The 14,503-nt window shown below is 74.0% G+C and carries 13 protein-coding genes and 1 riboswitch; of the genes, 6 read left to right on the forward strand and 7 right to left on the reverse strand.

Annotation, left to right across the window (positions count from 1 at the left end; translation table 11 throughout):
- Positions 1-68 precede the first annotated feature (68 nt).
- From H1D33_RS21380 to H1D33_RS21390, 3 genes are read right to left on the reverse strand one after another with little or no spacing between them, the layout of a single operon-like run.
- On the reverse strand, positions 69-2,324 hold the full coding sequence (locus H1D33_RS21380) for a heavy metal translocating P-type ATPase (protein WP_181571461.1): 2,256 nt from the start codon (positions 2,322-2,324) through the stop codon (positions 69-71).
- A 15-nt stretch (positions 2,325-2,339) separates the two neighbouring features.
- Positions 2,340-3,311 carry a hypothetical protein gene (locus tag H1D33_RS21385; RefSeq protein WP_181571460.1) on the reverse strand — a complete coding sequence of 324 codons (972 nt, stop codon included), beginning with the start codon at positions 3,309-3,311 and terminating at the stop codon, positions 2,340-2,342.
- A 34-nt stretch (positions 3,312-3,345) separates the two neighbouring features.
- A complete protein-coding gene (locus H1D33_RS21390) occupies positions 3,346-3,552 on the reverse strand; it encodes a heavy-metal-associated domain-containing protein (RefSeq protein WP_181571459.1) in 207 nt (68 codons plus the stop codon).
- Positions 3,553-3,631: 79 nt separating this feature from the next.
- Here H1D33_RS21390 and H1D33_RS21395 point away from each other — a divergent pair, with 79 nt between their 5' ends.
- From H1D33_RS21395 to H1D33_RS21410, 4 genes are all read left to right on the forward strand, one after another.
- On the forward strand, positions 3,632-3,931 hold the full coding sequence (locus tag H1D33_RS21395) for a metal-sensitive transcriptional regulator (protein WP_091062541.1): 300 nt from the start codon (positions 3,632-3,634) through the stop codon (positions 3,929-3,931).
- Positions 3,932-4,085: 154 nt separating this feature from the next.
- Positions 4,086-4,265 (forward strand): SHOCT domain-containing protein, encoded by a 180-nt coding sequence (locus H1D33_RS21400; protein WP_246411950.1) that lies wholly within the window; start codon positions 4,086-4,088, stop codon positions 4,263-4,265.
- Positions 4,266-4,425: 160 nt separating this feature from the next.
- Positions 4,426-5,694, forward strand: a complete 1,269-nt coding sequence (locus H1D33_RS21405) for a YibE/F family protein (protein ID WP_181571457.1) — start codon at positions 4,426-4,428, stop codon at positions 5,692-5,694.
- Between the two features lie 154 nt (positions 5,695-5,848).
- Positions 5,849-5,979, forward strand: a riboswitch (cyclic di-AMP (ydaO/yuaA leader).
- Between the two features lie 4 nt (positions 5,980-5,983).
- A complete protein-coding gene (locus H1D33_RS21410; protein WP_181571456.1) occupies positions 5,984-7,009 on the forward strand; it encodes a coiled-coil domain-containing protein in 1,026 nt (341 codons plus the stop codon).
- Positions 7,010-7,072: 63 nt separating this feature from the next.
- On the opposite strand, the gene H1D33_RS21415 is transcribed toward H1D33_RS21410, so the two are convergent.
- Entirely contained in the window at positions 7,073-7,726 is a 654-nt protein-coding gene (locus tag H1D33_RS21415; RefSeq protein WP_181571455.1) for a carbonic anhydrase, read from the reverse strand.
- A gap of 171 nt (positions 7,727-7,897) precedes the next feature.
- Here H1D33_RS21415 and H1D33_RS21420 point away from each other — a divergent pair, with 171 nt between their 5' ends.
- Complete coding sequence (locus H1D33_RS21420) at positions 7,898-8,239, forward strand: helix-turn-helix transcriptional regulator (protein WP_181571454.1); 342 nt, start codon at positions 7,898-7,900, stop codon at positions 8,237-8,239.
- A gap of 59 nt (positions 8,240-8,298) precedes the next feature.
- Entirely contained in the window at positions 8,299-9,537 is a 1,239-nt protein-coding gene (gene mycP, locus H1D33_RS21425) for a type VII secretion-associated serine protease mycosin (RefSeq protein ID WP_246411948.1), read from the forward strand.
- A gap of 94 nt (positions 9,538-9,631) precedes the next feature.
- Here the strand turns inward: mycP and H1D33_RS21430 are convergent, their stop codons facing one another.
- The 3 genes from H1D33_RS21430 to eccCa form a co-directional block, all read right to left on the reverse strand.
- A complete protein-coding gene (locus H1D33_RS21430) occupies positions 9,632-9,913 on the reverse strand; it encodes a WXG100 family type VII secretion target (protein ID WP_013283773.1) in 282 nt (93 codons plus the stop codon).
- Between the two features lie 28 nt (positions 9,914-9,941).
- Positions 9,942-10,250, reverse strand: coding sequence for a WXG100 family type VII secretion target (locus H1D33_RS21435; RefSeq protein WP_181571453.1), 309 nt, complete (start codon positions 10,248-10,250; stop codon positions 9,942-9,944).
- A 203-nt stretch (positions 10,251-10,453) separates the two neighbouring features.
- The gene (gene eccCa / locus H1D33_RS21440; RefSeq protein ID WP_181571452.1) at positions 10,454-14,419 is read right to left on the reverse strand and encodes a type VII secretion protein EccCa; all 3,966 of its coding nucleotides are present in this window, start codon (positions 14,417-14,419) and stop codon (positions 10,454-10,456) included.
- Positions 14,420-14,503 lie beyond the last annotated feature (84 nt).

Here is a 14,503-nt window from a genome sequence, read left to right on the forward strand (position 1 = left end):
GGAACCTCCACCTCAGCAGTTGCGTGACGACAACTGGTTACCCCGGCGGTCGGCGGCCCAATCCCACCTCACCCGATCGGGCGAAACCGCCGCAACCGGAGGCTGTTCGCCACCACGAAGACCGACGAGAAGGCCATCGCCGCGCCGGCGAGCATCGGGTTGAGCAGCCCGGCGGCGGCCAGCGGCAGCGCGGCCACGTTGTAGGCGAACGCCCAGAACAGGTTGCCCTTGATGATCGCCAGGGTGCGCCGGGACAGCCGGATGGCGTCCGCCGCGGCCAGCAGGTCGCCCCGGACCAGGGTCAGGTCGGCGGCCTCGATCGCCACGTCGGTGCCGGTGCCCATGGCCAGCCCGAGGTCGGCGCGGGCCAGCGCGGCGGCGTCGTTGACCCCGTCGCCGACCATGGCCACCACCCGACCCTCGCGCTGGAGCCGCTCGACCACCGCCACCTTGTCGGCCGGCAGCACCTCGGCGATCACCTCGTCGATGCCCACTTCGGCGGCCACCGCCTTCGCGACGGTGGTGTTGTCGCCGGTGAGCAGCACCGGTGTCAACCCCAGGCCGCGCAGCCGGTCGACCGCCGCGCGGCTGGTCGGCTTCACCGCGTCGGCCACCGCGAGCACGCCGCGGGCCCGCCCGTCCCAGCCGGCCAGCACCGCCGTCCGGCCGGCCGCCTCCGCGCCGGTCGCGGCCCGCGCGACCTCCTCGGGTACGTCGAGACCGCGCTCCCGCAGCAGCCGGAGCCGCCCGACCACCACGCTCCGGCCGTCGACCGCGCCGGTCACGCCCAGCCCTTCGGTGTTGGCGAAGTCGGTGACCGCCGGCAGCGGGCCGGCCCCGGTCGCCGCCTCGGCCACCGCCCGCGCGATCGGGTGCTCGGAGGCCGCCTCCAGCGCACCGGCCAGCCGGAGCAGGTCGCCGGCGTCCTCGCCGGTCGCGGGCAGCACCTCGGCCAGCGCCATCCGGCCGGTGGTGACGGTGCCGGTCTTGTCCAGCACCACGGTGTCGACCCGGCGGGTGGACTCCAGCACCTCCGGCCCCTTGATCAGCACGCCGAGCTGCGCGCCGCGTCCGGTGCCGACCAGCAGCGCGGTCGGCGTGGCCAGGCCCAGCGCGCACGGGCAGGCGATGATCAGGACGGCCACGGCGGCGGTGAACGCGGCGGTCGGCCCGGCGCCGGTGCCGAGCCACCAGCCCAGCGTGCCGGCGGCCAGCGCGATCACGATCGGCACGAAGACGCCGGAGATCCGGTCGGCGAGCCGTTGCACCGCCGCCTTGCCGGTCTGCGCCTGCTCCACCAGCCGCGCCATCTGAACGAGCTGGGTGTCGCCGCCGATCCGGGTGGCCCGGACCAGCAGCCGGCCGCCGGCGTTGACGGTGGCGCCCACCACGGCGTCGCCCGGCCCCACCTCGACCGGCACCGACTCGCCGGTGAGCATGCTGGCGTCGACCGCCGAGGTGCCCTCCTCGACCACCCCGTCGGTGGCGATCTTCTCGCCCGGTCGGACCACGAACCGGTCGCCGACCGCGAGCTGGTCGACCGGGATCCGGACCTCCTGCCCGCCGCGCCGCACCGCCACGTCCTTCGCGCCCAGTTCGAGCAGGGCGCGCAGGGCGGAGCCGGCGGTGCGCTTGGCGCGGGCCTCGAAGTAGCGCCCGGCCAGGATGAAGACCGTCACGCCGGCGGCGGCCTCCAGGTAGATGTTGCCGGCCCCGTCGCCGCGGGTGATGTCGAACCGGAACGGGTGCGTCATACCGGGCATCCCGGCGTCGCCGAGGAACAGCGCCCAGAGCGACCAGCCGAACGCGGCAAGCGTGCCGAGCGAGACCAGGGTGTCCATGGTCGCCGCGCCGTGCCGCAGGTTGACCAGCGCGGCCCGGTGGAACGGCAGGCCGCCCCAGACCACCACCGGGGCGGCCAGGGTGAGCGAGGCCCACTGCCAGTGGTCGAACTGCCAGGCCGGCACCATGGCCAGCACGATCACCGGCAGGGTCAGCACGGCGGAGACCCGGAGCCGGGTACGCGCGCCGCGCAGTTCGTCCACCGGCTCGGCGGCGGTGGTCGCCTCGGCCCGGGCGGGCGGGGGCGGCACCACGGCCGAGTAGCCGGTCTTCTCCACGGTGGCGATCAGGTCGTCCGGCGCGACCTGGTCGGCGTACCGGACGGTGGCCTTCTCGGTGGCGTAGTTCACCGTGGCCTCGACGCCGTCCATCCGGTTGAGCTTCTTCTCGATCCGGGCCGCGCAGGACGCGCAGGTCATGCCGCCGATCTTGAGTTCGATCAGGTTCGGCGCGGTGGGCAGCGCCTTTCCCGTGGTGGTCATCGCGGCACCTCCCGGTCAGTTGTGCCCGTGCCCCGGGGTGCCGTGTCCGGCGTCCGGGATCGGTGCGGTGGTGGTCGCCGGCGCGGTGGGCGCGGGCGTGGTCGGGTCGCCGGCCAGGACGGTGAACTCGGCGGTGTGCACCGTGTCGCCGTGCCGGAAGTCCAGGTAGAGACGGTACGCCCCGGCCGAGGGCACCTCGGCCGCGAACGTGACCGCCGGCCCGGCGGGTGTCCGCCCGTCACCGGGTTCCCCCTCCGGGTGCACGTGCAGGTAGGCCAGGTCGCCCTGGCGCAGCGCCACCAGGTGCCCGTACGCCCCGAGGTAGGGCTGGAGGTCGGTGACCGGGCGACCGTCCCGGCTGACGGTGAGGGTGAGCCGGCTGGTGCGGCCCGGCTCCGGCGTGCCGCCGAGCGTGACGGTGTAGCCGTCGACCGTGGTGCTGGTGGCCGGCGCTGGCAGCGGCCGGGCGGCCAGCGGGCCGGGGACGGTGACGTCGACGCCGAGGGTCAGCGCCTCCCCGCCGGTGGGGGTGAAGTCGGCGAACGCCCGCCACACGCCGGGCCCGGCGAGCGGTGAGGCGACCCGCCAGGTGCCGTCCTCGGCCAGTTCCGGGTGCACGTGGCGGAATCCGGACAGGTCGCGCCGGGCGACGATCAGGTGCATGCGCTTGTCGTGGGCCACCTCGTAGCGGGTGACCGGTCGGCCGTCCGGGCCGGTGATCCGGAACGCGAACTCGCCGGCCGGGGCGGTGACCGGCTGGAACGTGTGGCCGCGGTCGGAGACGAGCAGCCCGCCGGGCAGGTGCGCGGCGTCGGCCGGGCCCGCGTCGCCGTGGCCGGCGTCGGCCCCGTGGTCGGTGTCGGTGGTGTCGTGGCTGGTCTCGGTGGCCGGGGCGACGGGACCGGCCAGGTGGCCGATCCCGAACGCCCCGCCGAACACCGCCGCGAGGCCGAGGGCGAAGCCGCTCAGCTTCGTCGCCGTGTTCATGGTGCCTCCTCCGGTTGACGGATCGTCGGGCCCGTCACGCCTCGGCGAGGTCGTAGCCGGCCTCGTCCACGGCCGCGCGTACCGCGGCGTCGTCCAGCGGGCCCTGACTGGTGACGGTGACTCGGCCGGTGGCCAGGTCGACCTGGACGTCGGTGACGCCCGGCAGCGCGGTCAGCTCGGTGCTGACGGCGTTGACGCAGTGGCCGCAGGTCATGCCGTTCACCTGGTAGGTGGTGTCCATCTCGCCCTCCATTCGGATACCCCCTGGGGGTACAACGGGAACGTTAGCATACCCCCGAGGGGTACGCTATCCTCGACGCATGACCACGCCGTCCACCCCGACCCGGGGCTACACCGCCAGCAAGGACCAGCTCCTCGCCCGGCTCCGTCGCGTCGAGGGCCAGGTCCGCGGCATCGAGAAGATGGTCGAGGACGACCGGTACTGCATCGACGTGCTGACCCAGATCTCGGCCATCCAGGCCGCGCTGGACAAGGTCGCCCTGGGCCTGCTCGACGGCCACGCCCGGCACTGCATGCACGAGGGCGCCGCCGAGGGCCGGGCCGACGAGATGGCGACCGAGATGATGGCCGCCGTCGGCCGCCTGATGAAGCGCGGCTGAGCAGGACCTCCGGCCCCGGGAACGGGTCGCACGGCCCGGCTCCCCCGGCCGCTCGCGGACGTACCGTCGAGGTGACGGCAGGTCGGCGTCAGGCCGATCCGCCGGACGGACGGAGGGCGGCGCGATGATGTGGTCGGGCCCGATGATGGGCTGGATGTGGCTCTGGTCCCTGCTCGCGCTCGCGGCGCTGGCGGGGCTGTTCTGGCTGGTGGTCCGGCTGCCCGGTGCGGGCGCCGCGACGCCGGGCACGGCCCGGCGCATCCTCGACGAGCGCTACGCACGCGGCGAGATCGACGAGGACGACTACCGGCGGCGGCGCGCCGGCCTGAGCTGACCGCCGGCCGGCCGACGGCCGGCGGTGACCTCCCGGGCGGCCCGACCGGTCCTGGCTACCATGGCCCGGCGACGACCGGGCGTGGTCCGCACGCGTCCGCGCCGGCCGGTGACCGACCGGCCCGGTGACCGGGTCGCGCCGCGAACAGTTGGGAGACGCCGTGGGCGCCGACCACAGCCGCCCCGCCCCCGCGCCGCCGCGTGTCCGCCGGCTGCTCGTCGCGACCGTGGTGCCGCTCTTCGCGCTCACCGTCATCGCGGCGCTGGCGCTCTGGCCCCGCTCGGGGCCGGAACCGGCGGGCGGCGAGAACGTGCCGCGCCACCAGGGGACGGTGACCCGGGTGGTGACCGAGCCCTGCCCGCCGACCCCGGAGGCGCCGACCGGCGCCGGCGGCCCGTGCGGCACCGTGACCGTCGCCGCCGAGCAGGGCCCGGACGCGGGCCGGCAGGTCGAGACGCCGATCCCCGCCGGGCCCGGCGCGCCCCGGGTCGAGGTCGGCGACGAGGTGATCCTGGTCGAGCTGACCGACCCGGCCGACCCGACGGTGAAGGCCTACAACATCGCCGAGCACCAGCGCGGCACGCCGCTGGTCTGGCTGGTGGCGCTCTTCGCCGCCGCGATCGTGGCGTTCGGCCGCTGGCGTGGGCTGGCCGCGCTCGGCGGGCTGGTGGCCAGCTTCGCCATCCTGCTCGGCTTCGTGCTGCCCGGGATCGGCGCCGGCCGCTCCCCGCTGCCGGTCGCGATCGTCGGCGCCGCGCTCATCATGTTCGTGGTGCTCTACCTGACCCACGGGATCAGCGCGCAGACCTCGGTGGCGGTGCTCGGCACGCTCGGCAGCCTGGTGGTCACCGGCGTGCTCGGCACGCTCGCCACCGGCGCCACCCACCTGACCGGCTTCGGCAGCGAGGACGCCACCACGCTCTCCATGTTCCAGGGCGACGTGGACCTGCACGGGCTGCTGCTGGCCGGCATCATCATCGGCTCGCTGGGCGTGCTGGACGACGTCACGGTCACCCAGTCGGCGACCGTCACCGAGCTGGCCCGCGCCAACCCGGGGCTGTCCCGGCGGCAGCTCTACCGGGCGGCCACCCGGGTCGGCCGGGCGCACATCGCGTCCACCGTGAACACCATCGTGCTGGCGTACGCGGGCGCCTCGCTGCCGCTGCTGCTCCTGCTGGTCGCCGACTCCCGCCCGGTGAGCCAGATCCTCACCAGCGAGTTCCTCGCCCAGGAGATCGTCCGTAGCGCGGTCGCCACGCTCGGCCTGATCGCCGCCGTACCGCTGACCACGGCGCTGGCCGCGGTCGTCACCACCGCCGGGCGCCGCGAGGCGGACCCCGGCCGGCCGCCGCCGGATCGGGACGCGGCGATGGAGGCGCTCGGCGGAGGACGACCCGGCGGCCCGAGGAGTACGGAGGCCGCATGGTGACACTCCGCAGCGTGACGGCCGACGTCAAACGCGATGCGGCTCACGCTGGGCAATGTCGAATTCTCGCGATTGGTCGGCTTCCGGACGTAGATCCCCGGTCGGGATCTCGGGTAACCTCGCCCCCGGTCACCGCCGAAGGCGCGCACCGGCGCCTGCGGTGCCGCCGCCCAATCGCCTCCGGGCGAACCGGGGAACCAGGTACATGGGGTGAATCCGCGCGAGCGGTAGGGGCCACTTCCGTCCCGAACCCGTCAGCTAACCCGGTCGGCGGTCGACGGAAGGGAACACTGTGACGGCACCCCTGCGCCGCTGGTCGACACCCGTGGTGGCCGTGCTCGCCGCGCTCGCCGTGCTGGTCGGGCCGACCTCGGCGACGGCCGCCCCGCACGCCGCCGCCCCCAAGCCCTCCGGGCACGCGGAGGACGACGAGCCGCCGCTCATCACCGAGGCGATCGACTCCGCCAACCGGAACTACCTGCAGGCCAAGTCGAAGCTCACCACGTCGCAGCAGCGCCAGAAGCGGCTGGCCGCCGAGAAGGCCGCGGCCGAGGCCGAGCTGGCGGCGCTCAGCCCGCAGGTCAACCAGATCGCCGCGCAGTCCTACCGGACCGGCCGGATGGGCGCGATGGCGATGCTGCTGGAGAGCCGGTCGCCCGACTCGTTCGTGGAACGCGCCAGCGCCCTGGACGAGCTCAACCTCTTCAACGCGCAGCGGCTCGCCGCCGTCAACGACGCCAGGAACCGCGCCGAGCAGGCCAAGATCGCCGCCGACGCCGAGGTGCGCGAGCAGGAGAAGCAGACCAACGCGATGGCCCGCGAGCGGACCGAGGCGCAGAAGGCGCTGAAGCTGGTCGGCGGCCTGGGCTTCACCGGCGGCCTGGTCTCGGCCACCTCGCCGGTCGCCAAGATCGGCCCCGGCCGGACCGCCGACGGCGGCTGGAAGTCCGAGTCGTGCAGCGAGAACGACCCGACCACCTCCGGCTGCGTCACGCCGCGCACGCTGCACGCGTACAAGGAGGTCAAGCGCGCCGGCTTCAACCGCTTCGTGGGTTGTTACCGGCCGGGCGGCCCGTGGGAGCACCCCAAGGGCAAGGCCTGCGACTGGTCCCTGCAGAACAGCGGCTTCTCGCCGTGGCACAACAACGACACCCGCAGGTACGGCAACGAGGTCGCCGCCTTCCTCATCCGCAACGCGGACCGGCTGGGCATCTACTACGTGATCTGGAACCGGCAGATCTGGTTCCCGGCCACCGGCTGGAGTTCCTACAGCGGACCCTCCAACCACACCGACCACGTGCACATGTCGCTGCTCTGACGCGACAGGCACACACGGAAGGGGCCGCCCTCGGGCGGCCCCTTCCGTGTGTCCGGGTGCGACTCAGCCGGCGAGCGCCGGGTCCACCGGCGCGGCCGGGGCGGGCAGCGGGTCCGGGGACTGCGCCACCGTCCGCACCTCGCCGCCGCTGAGCCGGTACGACATGCCGACCACCGTGCACGCGCCACCGGCCACCCGCTCGGCGAGCACGGTCGAGCGGGCCAGCAGCGTCTCCACGATCTGCGCGATGTGGACGTCGACGATGCCGTCGAGGTCCTCGACCCCCTCCCGGGCGGCACGCAGCAGGCTGGGCGACACGGCGTCCACCACCGCGCCCAGGTGCCCGGCCGGGGCGGAGCCGGTGCGGACCGCCTCGCGGGCCGCCTGGACCGCGCCGCACGAGTCGTGGCCGAGCACCACCACGAGCGGCGTGCCGAGGACGGTAACCGCGTACTCGACGCTGCCGAGCACCTCGGGGCCGGCGGTGTGGCCGGCGGTGCGCACCACGAAGAGGTCACCGAGACCCTGGTCGAAGATGATCTCGGCGGCGAGGCGGGAGTCGGAGCAGCCGACGATCACCGCGAACGGGTGCTGGCCGTCGGCGACCGCCGCCCGACGACCGGCGTCCTGATTCGGGTGCTGCGGCACACCGGTGACGAACCGCTGGTTACCGGCCCGCAGCTCGGCGAGTGCCTCGTCGGGGGTGGTCGGGATCATCGCTGTTCACCTCGTCCTCACAGGGCACGACCAGGCCGGCCGGCGGCGGTGTCGGCCTCGCGACCCACCGTCACACGCGACCGACAGCACGTCAAGATTTCGTGATCCGCATTTCATACGTCAGCGTTCGACGTCGCGCCGGGTCGGGGTCCGGACCGCCGAAGCCATACGATGACCACCATGGCGACCACACCATCCGAGGACGGTAGCCGCCGCAACTGGACCTTCCTCACCAACCACGGGCACGTCCTGCTGGCCATCGCGCGCAACCCCACCGCGCGCCTGCGGGACGTGGCCGACGAGGTGGGCGTCACCGAGCGGGCGGCCCAGGCCATCGTGGCCGACCTGGAGAGCGGCGGCTACCTGCACCGCACCCGGGTGGGCCGCCGCAACGAATACACGATCAACCCCAGCGGCCGCTTCCGGCACCCGGCCGAGGCCGACCAGCAGGTGGGCGCGCTGCTCGACCTCTTCGCCGTCGAGTCGGTCGCGGATCCCGGCACCGAGCCGTGACCGCCGCCCCGGGCCCGCCCGTGCCCGCACGCCGCCGGCCGCGACGGTAATCTCAGCACGTGCGCGACAGCTTGCGGCCGAACGGGACGACGGGGCGCCTCCCCACCGCACACCGGATCCGGTCCGTCCTCTCCGGAGCGGCGGTGACCGCGCTGCTCGGCGGCGTGCTGACGGCCCCCGCGCCCGCCCAGGCCGCGCCGGCCTGCGGGCCCACCGGCGGCCCGGCCCCCACCGAGATGCCCTGGGCGCTGAGCCGGCTCGACCCGGCCGCCGCCTGGCGGGTCGGCAAGGGCGCGGGCGTCACGGTCGCGGTCATCGACTCCGGCGTCTCGCCGAGCCACCCGCTGCTGCGCGGCCGGGTGCTGCCCGGCGAGGACTTCAACCAGCTCGTCCACCTCAAGGGGCAGTGCGACCTGGTCGGCCACGGCACCATGGTGGCGGGCATCATCGCCGGCCGGGAGGGCAGCGGCACGCCATACACGGGCATCGCCCCGGAAGCCCGGATCCTGCCGCTGCGGGTGCTCGCCGAGAACAAGGAGAACTTCGACCCGGACGTGCCGGGCGAGATCGGGCGGGCCATCCGCTGGGCGGTCGACCACGACGCCGACGTGATCAACCTGTCCCTGGTCACGCTGGACGACCCGGCGCTGAAGTCGGCGGTCGACTACGCGCTCGGCAAGGACGTGGTGCTGGTCGCCTCCGCCGGCAACCGGCAGGAGAACCGGGAGGACCGGCCGGGCTACCCGGCGGCCTATCCGGGGGTCGTCGCGGTCGCCGGGATCGACGAGCAGGGCGGTCACGTCGGCAGCTCGGTCAGCGCGGACTACGTGGACATCGCCGGGCCGGGCCTGAACATCGTCGGTCCCGCGCCGCAGGGCTCCGGCTACCGCGCCGAGCCGCAGGGCGGGACCAGCTTCGCCACCGCGTACGTCTCCGGCGCCGCCGCGCTGGTGCGGGCCGCCCACCCGGACATCAGCCCGCAGGAGGTGGCCTACCGGCTGACCCGCACCGCCGACAACCCGCCCGACGGGCACAACGCCCAGGTCGGCTACGGGATGGTCAACCCCTACCGGGCGGTGACCGGCCTGCTGGGCACGCGCACCGACCCGCCGCTGGGCGCGATGCCGGCCCCCGCGCCGCACGCCGACCCGCTGGCCTGGCAGCGCACGGTCGCGATCTGGGTCGCCGTCGTCGGCGCGGTGCTGGCCGGCGTCCTGCTGACGCTGCGGCCGATCCTGGTGCGCGGGCGGCGGCGTGGCTGGCGGCCCGGCCGGCGCGACGTGCCGCAGGACGCCTGACCGGCCCGCCCGGGCGGGCCCGAGACCCCGCCGAGACACACCGCGGCCCCGCCCGGGGTGAACCGGAGCGGGGCCGCGGTGGACCGGTCGAGGGTCAGTTGCCCCAGACCTTGGAGTTGCTCATCTCCGTGGTCATGTAGTTCTCGCGGGCGATGCCCACCGCGCCGCCGATCTCGTTCAGGACCTTGTTGATGTCCCGGACGGCGGCGTCCCACTGGGCCTGGTGCTGCTGGTAGGCGGCCCGGTCCTGGCCCTCCCACTCCAGCTTCGTCAGCATGGCCCGCAGCGTGTCCAGCTTCTCGTCGATGGTCCGCGAGATGGCCTGCATCTGCTGGTTGCTGCTCTCGAGGACAGCGTAGTCAACCTTGATGCTCATCGATTCCTCCTCTGCCTGTCTACGCGGATCACGGGTTGAGCGCAGCGTGGAACTTGTCCAGCATCTGCTGCTGCTCTTCGTCGTTGACCTGGTGAGTCGTGCCGGACTTGTCGAGCAGGTCCGCGATGTTGTCCATCGCGGTCAGCAGCTTGGTCGTGTCCTCGTTCCAGCGCGTCATCAGGCTCTGGAAGCCCGTGGAGGCCTGACCCTTCCAGGCCATGGCCAGGTCGTCGACCACGTTCCACAGCTTCTTGAGCTCGCCGTCGACATCGCTGCGCGTGGACCGCACGTCACTCGCGGCGGTGTGCAGACTTGCTGCAGTGACCTCGAACGCCATGCTTCACACCCTTCCGTCATCTTGTGGCGGCGGATCCGCCGCGCCCCTCCCCCGCGGCAGGCGAAACACACCCCACCGACGGACACTTCATCCGAACCGTAGCGGACGACGTCCAACCCGCGCAGCCCTGCCGTCCCATCGTCGAATTCCGACAGGCCAACGCGATCCGGCCCGGACCGTACGAGGTGGACGGTCGGGTCGGATCAGGCCGGCTCGGTCCACGCGGTCTGGATCAACTGCTGGCCGTCGCGGCGCCGGACCAGCGTGCCCCGACCCGGTGGCTGCGGGCTGGGCCGCAGGTTGCCGAAGACCGCGCCCTCCTCGCGGCTGCCGGACATCAGCAGGCCCGGCGAGTCCAGCTCGCGCAGGCGTTGCAGCACCGGCTCGTAGAGCGCCCGGGCCACGCCACCCACCCGCCGCGTGACGATCAGGTGCAGGCCGATGTCCCGCGCCTGCGGCAGCAGCTCGTGCAACGCGCTGAGCGGGTTGTTGCCGCCGGAGGCCACCAGGTCGTAGTCGTCCACCAGGATGTAGAGCTCCGGCCCCTTCCACCAGCTCCGGTCCCGCAGTTGCGCGGTGGTCACGTCCGGGCCCGGCAGGCGGTTCTGCAGGGCGCTGCGGATCGACCCGAGGCCCTGGCTAAACACCTGGTTGGACGGCGCGTAGTCGAGCAGGTGGTCGCCCTCGACCGCGCCCAGCAGGCCGCGACGGTAGTCGGCGATGACCAGCCGCGCCTGGGCCGGCGTGTAGCGCTCGGCGATCCCCCGGGCGATCAGCCGCAACAGGTTGGTCTTGCCGCACTCGGCGTCGCCGAAGACGGTCAGGTGCGGCTCGCTCGCCAGGTCCAGGTAGACCGGGGCGAGCGCCGACTCGTTCACCCCGACCGGGATGCCCGGCGCGGCCCGGTCGACCACCCGGGCCAACTCGCCGGCGGTGAGCCTGCGCGGCAGCAGCCGGACCTTCGGCGCCGGCCGGCCCGGCCAGTTCGTCGCCAGGTGCCCGGCCAGCGCGATCGACGCCTCGGTCAGGTCCTCGACGTCGCGCTTGCCGTCGATCCGCGAGATCGCGGTCAGGAAGTGCAGCTTGTCGCGGGTCAGGCCGCGGCCGGGCGCGCCGACCGGCACGTTCTGCGCGGCCCGCCGGTCGATCTCCGACTCGGACGGGTCGCCGAGCCGCAGCTCCAGCTTGGTGCCGAGCAGGTCCCGCATGTTGATCCGGATCTCCGCCCAGCGGACCGCCGTGATCACCACGTGCACACCGAAACCCAGGCCCCGGTTGGCCAGGTTGGTGATGGTCTGCTCCAGCTCCTCGTACTCCTGGCGCAGCGTGTTCCAGCCGTCCACCACCAGGAAGACGTCACCGAACGGGTCGTCGGCGAACTCCCCGGCCGCCCGCCGCCGCCGGTAGCTGGCCACCGAGTCGATGCCGTGCTGGGTGAACCGGGTCTCCCGCTCGTCGATCACGGCGACCACCTCGGCCACGGTCCGCCGGACCGCCTCGACGTCCCGCCGGCCGGCCACCCCGGAGGTGTGCGGCAGCCCGTCCAGGCTGCGCAGCGCGCCACCACCGAAGTCGAGGCAGAAGAACTGCACCTCGCGTGGGGTGTGGGTGAGCGCCAGCGAGGCCAGCATCGAGCGCAGCATGGTGCTCTTGCCGCTCAGCGAGGCGCCCACGATCACCACGTTGCCGCCGGCCCCGGCGAGGTCGACCATCATCGGGTCACGCCGCTGCTCGTACGGCCGGTCCACGATGCCCACCGGGACCGCCAGCCGGCCCCGGCCCGGCCAGTCGGCCGTGGTCAGGCCGAACGTCGGGTGCACGCTCAACGGCGGCAGCAGCTCGGCCAGCCCGGACGGCTCGGCCAGCGGCGGCAGCCAGACCTGGTGCGCCGGCCGGCCCCGGCCCTTGAGCTGCCCGATCAGCACGTCCAGCATGGACACCGCCTTGCCGTCGCCGGCCTGCTCCGGCTCCGGCGTGGCCTCCGCCGAGGTGGGCAGTGCCGGCACCGGCACGTAGTCGATGCCGTACGGCACGATCCGGCGCTGCACCTGCGCCCGGGTGGAGCGCTGCACCTGCCCCGGCGCCCGGTACGGGCCGGACACGTAGGCGGCGCGGAACCGCAGCATGGTGGCCGTGTCGGTCTTCAGGTAGCCGTGACCCGGCGCGCTGGGCAACTCGTACGCGTCCGGCACGCCGAGCACGATCCGGCTCTCCACCGCCGAGAAGGTGCGCAGGCCGATCCGGTACGACAGGTGGGTGTCCAGCCCGCGCAGCTTGCCCTCCTCCAGGCGCTGCGAGGCGAGCAGCAGGTGCACGCCGAGCGACCGGCCGAGCCGGCCGATCATCACGAACAGGTCGATGAAGTCCGGCTTGGCGGCCAGCAGCTCGGAGAACTCGTCACAGATGATGAGCAGGCTCGGCATCGGCTCCAGCGGCTCGCCGGCCGCCCGCGCCTTCTCGTAGTCGTAACGGGAGACGTAGTTGCCGGCCGCCCGCAGCACCTCCTGCCGGCGGTTCATCTCGCCGGCCAGCGCGTCACGCATCCGGTCGACCAGCGGCAGCTCGTCCGACAGGTTGGTGATCACCGCGCTGGTGTGCGGCAACGCGTCCAGCGAGGCGAACGTCGCGCCGCCCTTGAAGTCGACCAGGACGAAGTTCAGCTCCTCCGAGGAGTGCGTCACGGCCAGCGCGCCGACCACGGTCCGCAGCAGCTCGCTCTTGCCGGAGCCGGTCGCGCCGATGACCAGGCCGTGCGGGCCCATGCCCTCGTGCGCGGACTCCTTGAAGTCCAGCTCGACCACGTTGCCGTCCGGCCCCAGGCCGAGCGGGATGCGCAGCCGGTCCCGCTGGCTGCGCGGGCGCCACGTCTGCCGGGTGTCCACGGTGGCCGCGTCGCCGACGCCGAGCAGGTCGGGCAGCTCCATGCTGCGGGCCAGCGGCTCGTCGGTGCTGGCGCCCTGCTGCTGGGAGAGCCGGAACGGGGCGATCTGCCGGGCCAGCCCCTCGGCCGCGGTCAGGGTCAACCGGTCCGGCCGGCCCAGCCGCGACGACGTGGCGCCCCGCACCAGGTCGAGCCCGCTGCCGTCACCGGTGTCCAGGCAGAGCAGCCAGCGGCCGGCGTCGCGCGGCACCGCGCCGGACAGGTCCACCACGGTCGCGCCGAGCAGCCCCGGCCCGGTCAGCGCGCAGGTCGCCGAGACCTCGCCGCCGTCGAGCACCACCACCACGTGCGGCGCGGTGGTGAGCGGCTTCGCCTCGGGGGCGAACCGGGGACGCCCGCCCAGCTCGTTGGCGAGCGCCGACTCCGCCTCGCTCAGCCCGGCGAAGACCATCCGGCGGGCGCCGGCCGCGTCCGTACGCCCCGGGTGCTGGGCGTGCGGCAGCCACTTGACCCAGTCCCAGGCCGGCTGCCGGTCCGGCGCGGCCACCACGACCACCAGCAGGTCCTCCGGCGCGTGGAACGTGACCAACTGGCCCAGCGCGGCCCGGGCCAGGTCGAGCACCGCGTCCCGGTCGCCGCGCAGCGCGATCCGGCTGAACGCGCGCAGCGACAGCGCGGTCGGCAGCTCCGGCACGCTGGAGTGGGCCCGGACGAACCGGCGCAGCGCGATCGCGCTCATCGGCTCCAGGTCCTCCACCGGCTTGGTCTCCGGCGGCACGATCTCCACCGCCAGCCGCTGCGGACCGAGCGCGATCCGCACCTCGCCGAAGTCGTCCTCGGTGATCCGCCGCTCCCACAGCCGGCGCGAGGCGGCGATCGACCAGAGCGCGTCCGGCTCCGGGTGCCGCCAGGTCATCGCGGCGCGCTGCTGCTCGGCCGCCCGCCGGGTGCGCTTGCGCATCTGCGCCAGGTAGCGCATGTAGTCGCGCCGCTGGGCGTTCAGCTCGGCCTTGTCGTTGCCGCCGTTGCCGAGCGTGCCGAGCGCCATGCCCAGCATCGACACGCCGAACAGGCCACCGGCCACGTAGGTCATCATGCCGCCGCCCCGGCCGGCGTAGAGGAAGGCCATCGCGCCGACGCCGCACAGCATCGGCAGGATCATCAGCACCTGCCCCATGCCCTTGGCCTGCGGCTCCGGCAGCTCGGGCGGGGACTCCAGCAGCACCTCGCCGCGTGGCAGCGCCGGCCCCGGTTGACGCGGCAGTCGGCGGAACACCACCGTACTCACGGCTCTCCCCTCCCCAGAAGGTCTGCCACCGGCGGCGAGCGTCGGGTGGGCAACCTGTGCGACCGCCATCGTAGGTAATCTCCC

The organism is Micromonospora ferruginea, assembly GCF_013694245.2.
Classification (GTDB): Bacteria; Actinomycetota; Actinomycetes; order Mycobacteriales; family Micromonosporaceae; genus Micromonospora; species Micromonospora robiginosa.

What these genes read in the sequence shown, in the direction of transcription:
- H1D33_RS21380 (WP_181571461.1), bottom strand. Translation starts at nt 2,324, where the DNA reads ATGACCACCACGGGAAAGGCGCTGCCCACCGCGCCGAACCTGATCGAA.
- H1D33_RS21385 (WP_181571460.1), bottom strand. Translation starts at nt 3,311, where the DNA reads ATGAACACGGCGACGAAGCTGAGCGGCTTCGCCCTCGGCCTCGCGGCG.
- H1D33_RS21390 (WP_181571459.1), bottom strand. Translation starts at nt 3,552, where the DNA reads ATGGACACCACCTACCAGGTGAACGGCATGACCTGCGGCCACTGCGTC.
- H1D33_RS21395 (WP_091062541.1), top strand. Translation starts at nt 3,632, where the DNA reads ATGACCACGCCGTCCACCCCGACCCGGGGCTACACCGCCAGCAAGGAC.
- H1D33_RS21400 (WP_246411950.1), top strand. Translation starts at nt 4,086, where the DNA reads ATGTGGCTCTGGTCCCTGCTCGCGCTCGCGGCGCTGGCGGGGCTGTTC.
- H1D33_RS21415 (WP_181571455.1), bottom strand. Translation starts at nt 7,726, where the DNA reads ATGATCCCGACCACCCCCGACGAGGCACTCGCCGAGCTGCGGGCCGGT.
- H1D33_RS21420 (WP_181571454.1), top strand. Translation starts at nt 7,898, where the DNA reads ATGACCACCATGGCGACCACACCATCCGAGGACGGTAGCCGCCGCAAC.
- H1D33_RS21430 (WP_013283773.1), bottom strand. Translation starts at nt 9,913, where the DNA reads ATGAGCATCAAGGTTGACTACGCTGTCCTCGAGAGCAGCAACCAGCAG.
- H1D33_RS21435 (WP_181571453.1), bottom strand. Translation starts at nt 10,250, where the DNA reads ATGGCGTTCGAGGTCACTGCAGCAAGTCTGCACACCGCCGCGAGTGAC.